Here is an 8,511-nt window from a genome sequence, read left to right on the forward strand (position 1 = left end):
AAAGAGCAGATGTTTTTCTGCTCTCATCAACTATATAGATTTTAACATCAAAAGACAAGCTTCGTTTAATCTACACGATAATAGAAGCTGCCTTGCTCGTCAAAGCTATTCAGGCCAACACCTGTCCAGATTCTGTCTTGGCCAGCATCGGAGTTGTCTGTAAAGTTTTCCTTGTCTGCGACCTTAACTCCCTTGGGAAGAAACTCAATCAGAAAACCTCCGCTTTCTCCGCCGTAGACACCGCCAGCAGCAGTACCATAGTCTGTCAGAGAAGCTCCATACAATTCATAACCACTTGAAACCAAGCCCTTTTCATCAAAAACAAGCTGGTTGCCAGAAGCATCCTGCCAGGTTCCTTTAACGCTGGTATAATTACCATTTGCAAGTGCTGAAATGTCCATCGCTTCCTTCTTTTCCTTGGTTTTTTCTGTGCTCGCACTCTCTGAGCTAGTGTTGCTAGCCGCTGAAGATGCTGCTGCAGTTGATTGACTGGATGCCTGCTCCACAGAACTTGTTACCGAGCCCGTACTGCTAGTAGGCGTCTCTGATTGATTCGTAGCACTGCCCCTTGAGCAAGCTGTCATAGCTAATAAAGCAGCTCCTGCTAGTAAAAAAGGTAAAGCTTTTTTCTTCATTTTTCTCCTCTTTCTCACGGTAAGATAAATCATGTGATTAGTAACATTATAGATTATTTCATCGCTTTTTACAAGAAGAATTCTAGCAACTGGGCAGGCGCAAAGCTACTGACTTTATTCATTCAGCTTCTGCCACATCCAGAACCCTGTAGATTGTCTTTGCCAGAGCAACTTCATAATCAGCTGTCCCATAAGGCTTATCAGTCGTGACGTGGGCTGTCTGCTGTTCTAGATCTACCGCCACATCTGACACTCCCTCCATAGATAGGAAGTGCTGGGTGACATGTTTAACACAGTTTTGACAAGATAAGTTTTCTAATTGAACTGTTTGTTTCATAGATTCATTCCTCCGTATATTTAGTTCATTTTAAAGCGTCCTAGACGCAGAGCATTGGCCACTACTGACACTGAGCTCAAGCTCATGGCCAGACCAGCCAGCATAGGATTGAGCAAGGGACCGCCGAAAAGATGCAGTAGACCCATAGCAATCGGGATGCCTAGTGTATTGTAGGCAAAAGCCCAGAAGAGATTTTCCTTGATATTACGGATGGTTGCCTGACTGAGCTTGATAGCCTTGACTACATCCTGCAAATCACTATGCATGAGCACTACATCTGCCGACTCAATAGCTACATCAGCGCCTGAACCGATGGCAATTCCCACATCTGCCTGAACCAGAGCCGGCGCATCATTGATACCGTCTCCGACCATGGCTAGTTTTTTTCCAGCTTCCTGTAAGTTCTTGATAGCAGCGACCTTACCATCTGGCAATACACCTGCGATGACTTTTTGGATTCCAGCTTTCTGGGCAATAGCTGTCGCTGTTTCTTCACGATCTCCTGTCAGCATGATGACTTCTAGCCCCATAGACTGAAGCTCCTGCACAGCCGACAGGCTACTAGATTTCATCTCATCTGCTACCGCTAGAATACCAGCCAACTGTCCATCTACTGCGACAAACATGGCTGTCTTCCCTTCTTGGGATAGCTCCAACAACTGTTCTTGAAAAGCATTGCTGTCAATGTTCTTTTCTTTCATCAAAGACTCATTTCCCACCAGAAGCTGTCTGTTCTCAACCCGAGCTGACAAACCTCGGCCAACAATGGCCTCAAAATGATTGACAGGCAGTAAGCCAAGCTCCTCCTCTTCAGCTGCTGCCAAAATAGCCTGAGCCAAAGGATGCTCAGAATGCTGCTCAGCACTGGCTATTAACCGCAACAAGTCGGACCGATTCAAATCACTCAAGGGCAGCAGATCTGTCAGACTGGGCTTACCAACCGTAATCGTCCCCGTCTTATCAAGAACAATAGTATCCAGTTGATAAGCTGCTTCCAAAGCTTGTCCAGACTTAATCAGAATTCCATTTTCAGCCCCTTTACCAGTCCCAACCATAATGGCTGTCGGAGTGGCTAATCCCAGCGCACAAGGGCAGGCAATGACCAGAACTGCGATAAAGATTGACAGAGAAAAGCCAAGGCTCTCACCAGCTAGAACATACCAGCCCAGCGCAGACAAAGCAGCCAAGCTCAGCACGATTGGGACAAAATAAAGCGAAATTTTATCGGCCAAAGCCGCTATTGGCGCCTTAGACCCCTGCGCTTCCTCCACCAATCTAACAATCTGGGCTAAGGTCGTATCCGAACCCACTCTAGTTGCTTGGTAGTCAATACTACCATTTTGATTGATTGTTGCACTGGTAATGGTATCGCCGACCTTCTTTTCAATCGGGACACTTTCACCAGTCATCATGGACTCATCCACAAAGGTCTGCCCTTCCGTCACAAGGCCGTCTACCGGCATACGCTCCCCTGGCTTGATACGGATAATGTCCCCAACTCGGATATCCTCCGTATCAATGGTCACAGCTTCACCATAACGAATCACTGTCGCCTGACTAGGCACTAGCTCAAGCAGAGACTGAATTGCCTGAGACGTTCTCCCTTTAGCTGAACTTTCCAGATATTTCCCCAGAAGAACCAAGGCAATAATCACTGCAACCGACTCAAAATAGAGCTGATGAACAAAGGCATGATAGCCTAGAAAAACCTGACCGACCGAGTAGAGGCTGTAAAAAAATGCTGCACCGGTCCCCACCGCAATCAAACTATCCATATTAGGATGCCTCTTGATAAGATTGCGAAATCCTCTCTGATAGAAGCCGCGCCCAATCCACACAGCAGGCAGAGTCAAAAGAAGTTGTGACAGAACGAAGACCAAGGGATGCGCCATATGGTCCAAAAAGCTAGGCAAGGGAAGACCAATCATACTTCCCATAGAGATATAAAGTAAAGGCAGAGACGTAAGTAAAAGAATCAGTAATTCTTGCTTTTTCCTTTCCAATTCCTTCGCTTTCATTGTAGCCTCTTCGCTTACATGGGACAGTCGGTCTTTTCCTTTTTCTTCCGCCTGATAACCAGCCTCGGCTACTGCATCCAGCACTTGCTGGCTGTCAAATCCCTCCTTAGGAACCAAACTGAGACGTTCTGTCGCCAGATTGACACTGACGTCCTCGACCGTTTCCAAGTCCTTGACCGCCATCTCTACCGTCATAGCACAGGCAGCGCAGGTCATACCTGAGAGCTTGTATTCTTTCTTCTCGCTCATCAATGTGCCTCCTTTCCGTGCCCGCAACGACACTGGCCTTGTGGGCAGTCGCATTTGATTTCCAATGGTGCCGACGCTCTTTTCTTATCAATGACCTGGCTGAGCCGCTCCAAGTCCCCTTGACTGAACTGACTTCTCTCAATCATCGAAATTAAAAGATCTCCGTGTTTAGTATTACAGATATTGTCAAAAAGCGCCTGCCATGTACTTTCCAGATGGTCCGCTTCTAAAATTCGAGCATCGTAGTAAAACTTGCCCTCGATTTTTTCCATGGCAATAAATTCTTTGGTCTTCAGACGATTCAAAAGGGTCTTGATGGTTGCCGGTTTCCAAGAAAAATCGGCTTCCAACCGCTCTATAATCTCTGTACTGCGACTATGTGGATAAGCCCATAGGACACGCATCACTTGCCATTCTGCTTGGCTAATATTTTGCTGTTCCATTGTTTAACACTCCCTTATCATTTACATTTGTAATCTAACTCTTTATTAGTTTACATTTGTAATCGTAATTTGTCAAGTATTTTTATCATCATTTCCTGATATACAAAAAAGAAGGCGGGATAGTCCCGTCTTCTTACTTTATTTATATTAATGCGCCAACATCTCTTGGGCAATTTCTTGACCTGTCAATTTACTTGGATAGTAGGTTGGCCAGTTTTCCAGCTCGTCAAAGAGTGCTTCCTGGCTTTCGCCGCCATAGAAGATGTGGAAATGAGCCGCCTTAGTAGGTGCAATGTTGTGATCGCTAAACTGAACATACTTGTATTCACCAGCATCCTCGTCTGTCGCTTCAAACATAAAGCGAACTCCACGATTTCCCTTAGGGTAAGTCAGAGTGTGCTTACCAACGTATTTATAGGTATATTTCTTGGATTTTCCATCTACCACAAATTCCATAGTCTTGTCTGTGATATTGATATTGGATACATCCGTCTTGTAGCCCTTGTCATAGTAGTCCTTGTATTCAGCTGCCGTCATTTTCCCAGTCAGCTTAGCCTTGTAGTCAAAGACTTGGTCCAAGGTACCATCCTTCAGATAAGGGTAAACAGACTGCCACTCGCCAGCATAGTCAGACAAGGTCCGATCTTTGACAGCACTGTCTTCAAAGTAGCCGTTTTGGACTGTCTTATCGTCTTCTTCTTTCTCGGCTGTAATCTCCGCTCCCTCTTGGTTAGTTGTCTTCTTGAGAGCCTTTAGATTGGCCTGCATGATAGAAACATAGTCTGCCCCATCCTTGGTCTGCTCTTCGGTCAAGCTTTCCAGCGGATTCAAGACATCAAGTTCTACCCCTGTTTCCTTAGCTAGAGTAGAAGCCAAAGCCTGGGAAGCATTCTCTTCAAAGTAAATATACTTGATTTTATTTTTCTTGATATACTCAGTCAATTCAGCCAAGCGTGAAGCGGATGGCTCACTGTCTGGTGAAAGTCCAGAAATTGGCACCTGCTTCAAGCCATAGTCCAATGCTAGATAGTTAAAGGCTGCGTGCTGAGTTACAAAGCTCTTTTGCTTGGCATTTGCCAACCCATCCTCATATTCCTTATCCAAGTCTTCCAGCTTCTTGATATAAGCCGCTGCATTTTTCTTAAAAGCAGCTTTCTTGTCAGGGTAAGACTTGCTCAGGCTATCACGGATGTGCTCCACCATTTTAATAGCCCGCTTCGGTGACAGCCAAACATGGGGATCATAGGCATGATGATGTCCCTCTTCCCCATGGTCGTGGTCTTCTTCCTCTTCACCACCAGGCAGCAAGAGCATATCGCCTGTCGCTTTGATAACCGTTTCTTCCTTATTTTTCAAAGTTTTTAACAGTTCAGGAACCCAAGTCTCCATATTTTCATTTTCATAGACGAAGGCATCTGCATCCTGAATAGTCGCAACTGCCTTAGCTGAAGGCTCATAATCATGCGGCTCTGTACCAGCCCCGATTAGAAGTTCAACATTGGCCTCATCTCCAGCCACCTGCTTGGTAAACTCATAAACCGGATAAAAAGTTGTGACAATATTGAGCTTGCCATCTGCATTTTTTTGATTGGAACAAGCTACTAAGAAAATACTCAGTAAGCCTGCTAATAGTAAGCTAATTTTTTTCATTTTCTGCTCCTATTTCATAAATTTTTTGACCAGATTGACCAGCAAGAACAAGCTGACGAAGATAATCGTAATGCTGGCACTAGCTGGCGTCTCTGCATAGTAAGAAATATAAAGTCCGGCAATCATACCAAAGAAGCCGATAATATTTGCCAGCAAAATGACCGACTTGAAATTTTTCCCAATCCGCAGGGCAATACTGGCCGGCAAGACCATAATGGTCGAAACTAGCAAGGCTCCCGCAGCTGGAATCATGAGGGCAATCGCAACACCCGTCACGATATTGAAGAGAATGGACATGGTCCGCACAGGCAGCCCATCGACAAAGGCCGTATCCTCATCAAAGGTCAAGATGTACATGGGGCGAATGAAGAGGAAGGTCAAGACAAGTACCACAGCAGCAATGACAAAGAGAGAAATCACCTGCTCCGTGCTAATGGTCACGATAGACCCAAATAAATACTGGTCCAGACTCATGGAACTGGAACTCTTGCCTTTACTCATGACAATTAAAGAAATCGCCAGACCTGTTGACATGAGAATGGCTGTACCGATTTCCATGAAATTCTTATAGATAGTTCGCAAGTACTCTAAGAAGACTGCTGCGACAATGACGACAAGCACCGTTGTGAGAGTGGGCGATAGTCCAAGAACCAAACCAAAAGCTACACCTGCCAATGAAACGTGACTGAGCGTGTCACTCATGAGACTCTGCCTACGTAAAATCAGGAAGGTCCCCAGAATCGGTGAGAAGAGGCTCATGGCAATAACTGCCAAGAAGGCTCGCTGCATAAAATCATAGGAAAATAGATTAAGCATGGCTCACCTCCTGACCATTGTCGCTTTCATGCACATTGAAACAGCGCCAAGGTGAGTCCTGATTACGGACCAGATGAATGTTGCGGTCGGCATATTTACGAACTTCTTCCGGATCGTGCGTAATCATCAAGACAGCTTTCCCATGCTGATGAGCACTATGGTGCATGAGCTTGTAAAATTCATCCTTGCTGCCTGCATCCATACCTGTTGTCGGCTCATCAAGGACAAAAATATCCGGATCCGAAGCAAACATCCGAGCAATCACTGCCCTCTGCTTTTGCCCGCCAGAGAGAGAACCAATTCGCTTATCCCGATGTTCCCACATTCCAACCGACTCCAGACTTACCTTGATATGCTCCTCATCATGCTCATTCAAACGGCGAAACCAACCCTTGCGCGGATAACGTCCCGACTTGACAAACTCATACACCGTACTAGGAAAACCAGCATTAAAACTAGCAATCTGCTGAGGAAGGTAAGCAATCCGCAGTTTCTTGCCTCGCACATTGGTCTTGGAAATCTTCACTTCCCCATGCTTAGGCTGCAAAATACCCAAACTAGCCTTGATAAGCGTTGTCTTAGCAGCTCCATTTTCCCCCGTCAAGGTCACAAACTCACCGCTGTCCAAGAAATAATGAATATGCTCCAGCACCGGCTCCTTGTCATAGTAAAAGGAAAGATTATCAACTGTGATATATCTCATTTGCCGATCTCTCCCACCAAGGCTTCCAAAAACTTCGCAATTGTCGCCTGTTCACTAGCAGAAAACTGCTCTGCCAATTTTTTATACGTCTCCAAAGTATGTGCGTGATGATGCTGATGTTCCTTTGCAATCGGCTGAGCTAACTCAGTCAAACGGTAAAAGGTAACCCGTGCATCTCTCTTATCTTTAAAAGGTTGCAGCATCTCGTGCCGAACCAAAGATTTCACAGCCTTAGTCACCGCAGCTTGACTCACATTCAGTTTTTTTGCCAAATCGGAATTTGTCAAAGATTCCTCAGACAAAAGCATCAAAATATGCTCCTGCGTATTGGTTAAAGGCACATCACTCGTGCAAGAACCAATCAGAATCTCATGCTGATTTTCTGCCTTCAAAATAACTTCATTTAAAAATTGATCGATCTTATCTGCTAAATGAGTCATTTCCTCCTCCTTCTCTTAACCAGTTAAAGCTTTACTGGTTAATTATACCACAAAAAAGAAAAGAGTCAAGAATTTTCAGTAAAAGTAAAATGCTTTTCACAAAAAATATTTAATCATACAATTATATTCTTAAGTCCTAAATAAAACTCAATCATAGAATGAAAAGCAACAAACTAAGCTGCCTCTTATTAGCATTCTAGATTCTATAAACAATTTGATGGTGAGTCCATTACATTAGTTGAGTGTGGATTTACAAATAAAATCATGATTCGATCTCCCGCTTAGCTTGCAAATAAATACTACAGAAAAGACAAAAAAACGAAGCTAAAATGCTTCGCTAAACTTAAGCTATACCGGCGGCCGGGGTCGAACCGGCACGTCCGTGAGGACACTGGATTTTGAGTCCAGCGCGTCTGCCAATTCCGCCACGCCGGCTCAAGTTTTTAACTGGGGTAGCTGGATTCGAACCAACGCATGAGGGAGTCAAAGTCCCTTGCCTTACCGCTTGGCGATACCCCAATAATAATAAATAGGCGAGTGATGGGGATCGAACCCACGCATGCCAGAGCCACAATCTGGTGTGTTAACCACTTCACCACACCCGCCATATTTAAACACGGGCAGTAGGAATTGAACCCACACTGAAGGTTTTGGAGACCTTAGTTCTACCTTTAAACTATGCCCGTAAAGGTTATGGAAGGGGAGGGATTCGAACCCCCGAACCCGAAGGAGCGGATTTACAGTCCGCCGCGTTTAGCCTCTTCGCTACCCTTCCGATTATAAAATTATGGCGCGAGACGGAATCGAACCGCCGACACATGGAGCTTCAATCCATTGCTCTACCAACTGAGCTACCGAGCCAACTATTGCGGGAGCAGGATTTGAACCTACGACCTTCGGGTTATGAGCCCGACGAGCTACCTAGCTGCTCCATCCCGCGTCAATACTATTCGTCCCTAAGGAGGATGTGGGATTCGAACCCACGCACGCTTTTACACGCCTGACGGTTTTCAAGACCGTTCCCTTCAGCCGGACGAGCTAAACTCCCAAAGGGTGGAGTCTAGCTCAGCCTCCCAAAGGGTGGAGTCTAGCTCAGCCAACGGTGAGAAACTTCGTTTCTCTCATCCGCCGATTGTAATTTCGATTTCCTCTCCATTACAACTAAGCTAAACTCCCTTCGCTAAGCGACTTCCATATCTCACAGGGGGCAACCCCCAACT

General features: G+C 45.4%; 8 protein-coding genes and 7 tRNA genes. All 15 read right to left on the reverse strand.

Annotated elements, in window-relative coordinates:
• Positions 1 to 65: 65 nt before the first annotated feature.
• Positions 66 to 668, reverse strand: a complete 603-nt coding sequence (locus D8886_RS11690) for a DUF6287 domain-containing protein (protein WP_002910874.1) — start codon at positions 666 to 668, stop codon at positions 66 to 68.
• Positions 669 to 753: 85 nt separating this feature from the next.
• A complete protein-coding gene (locus tag D8886_RS05895; protein WP_002928822.1) occupies positions 754 to 972 on the reverse strand; it encodes a heavy-metal-associated domain-containing protein in 219 nt (72 codons plus the stop codon).
• 20 nt (positions 973 to 992) lie between these two features.
• A complete protein-coding gene (locus D8886_RS05900; protein WP_125434546.1) occupies positions 993 to 3,239 on the reverse strand; it encodes a heavy metal translocating P-type ATPase in 2,247 nt (748 codons plus the stop codon).
• On the reverse strand, positions 3,239 to 3,682 hold the full coding sequence (locus tag D8886_RS05905; protein WP_125434548.1) for a CopY/TcrY family copper transport repressor: 444 nt from the start codon (positions 3,680 to 3,682) through the stop codon (positions 3,239 to 3,241). The genes D8886_RS05900 and D8886_RS05905 overlap by 1 nt, the downstream gene beginning before the upstream one ends.
• Positions 3,683 to 3,829: 147 nt before the next feature.
• On the reverse strand, positions 3,830 to 5,332 hold the full coding sequence (locus D8886_RS05910) for a metal ABC transporter solute-binding protein, Zn/Mn family (protein ID WP_125434550.1): 1,503 nt from the start codon (positions 5,330 to 5,332) through the stop codon (positions 3,830 to 3,832).
• 9 nt (positions 5,333 to 5,341) lie between these two features.
• Positions 5,342 to 6,148, reverse strand: a complete 807-nt coding sequence (locus tag D8886_RS05915; RefSeq protein WP_125434552.1) for a metal ABC transporter permease — start codon at positions 6,146 to 6,148, stop codon at positions 5,342 to 5,344.
• Positions 6,141 to 6,851, reverse strand: coding sequence for a metal ABC transporter ATP-binding protein (locus tag D8886_RS05920; RefSeq protein WP_125434554.1), 711 nt, complete (start codon positions 6,849 to 6,851; stop codon positions 6,141 to 6,143). Before D8886_RS05920 ends, D8886_RS05915 begins: the two co-directional genes overlap by 8 nt.
• Positions 6,848 to 7,291, reverse strand: coding sequence for a zinc-dependent MarR family transcriptional regulator (locus D8886_RS05925; RefSeq protein ID WP_125434556.1), 444 nt, complete (start codon positions 7,289 to 7,291; stop codon positions 6,848 to 6,850). The genes D8886_RS05920 and D8886_RS05925 overlap by 4 nt, the downstream gene beginning before the upstream one ends.
• A 351-nt stretch (positions 7,292 to 7,642) precedes the next feature.
• Positions 7,643 to 7,726 (reverse strand) — tRNA-Leu (locus tag D8886_RS05930).
• A gap of 12 nt (positions 7,727 to 7,738) precedes the next feature.
• A tRNA-Gln gene (locus D8886_RS05935) sits at positions 7,739 to 7,810 on the reverse strand.
• 13 nt (positions 7,811 to 7,823) lie between these two features.
• Positions 7,824 to 7,896 (reverse strand) — tRNA-His (locus tag D8886_RS05940).
• Between the two features lie 10 nt (positions 7,897 to 7,906).
• Positions 7,907 to 7,977, reverse strand: a tRNA-Trp gene (locus D8886_RS05945).
• A gap of 8 nt (positions 7,978 to 7,985) precedes the next feature.
• Positions 7,986 to 8,066, reverse strand: a tRNA-Tyr gene (locus D8886_RS05950).
• A gap of 13 nt (positions 8,067 to 8,079) precedes the next feature.
• Positions 8,080 to 8,152, reverse strand: a tRNA-Phe gene (locus D8886_RS05955).
• A gap of 5 nt (positions 8,153 to 8,157) precedes the next feature.
• A tRNA-Met gene (locus D8886_RS05960) sits at positions 8,158 to 8,231 on the reverse strand.
• Between the last annotated feature and the right edge of the window lie 280 nt (positions 8,232 to 8,511).

It is taken from the genome of Streptococcus sanguinis (assembly GCF_003943655.1).
GTDB classification, from domain to species: domain Bacteria; phylum Bacillota; class Bacilli; order Lactobacillales; family Streptococcaceae; genus Streptococcus; species Streptococcus sanguinis_F.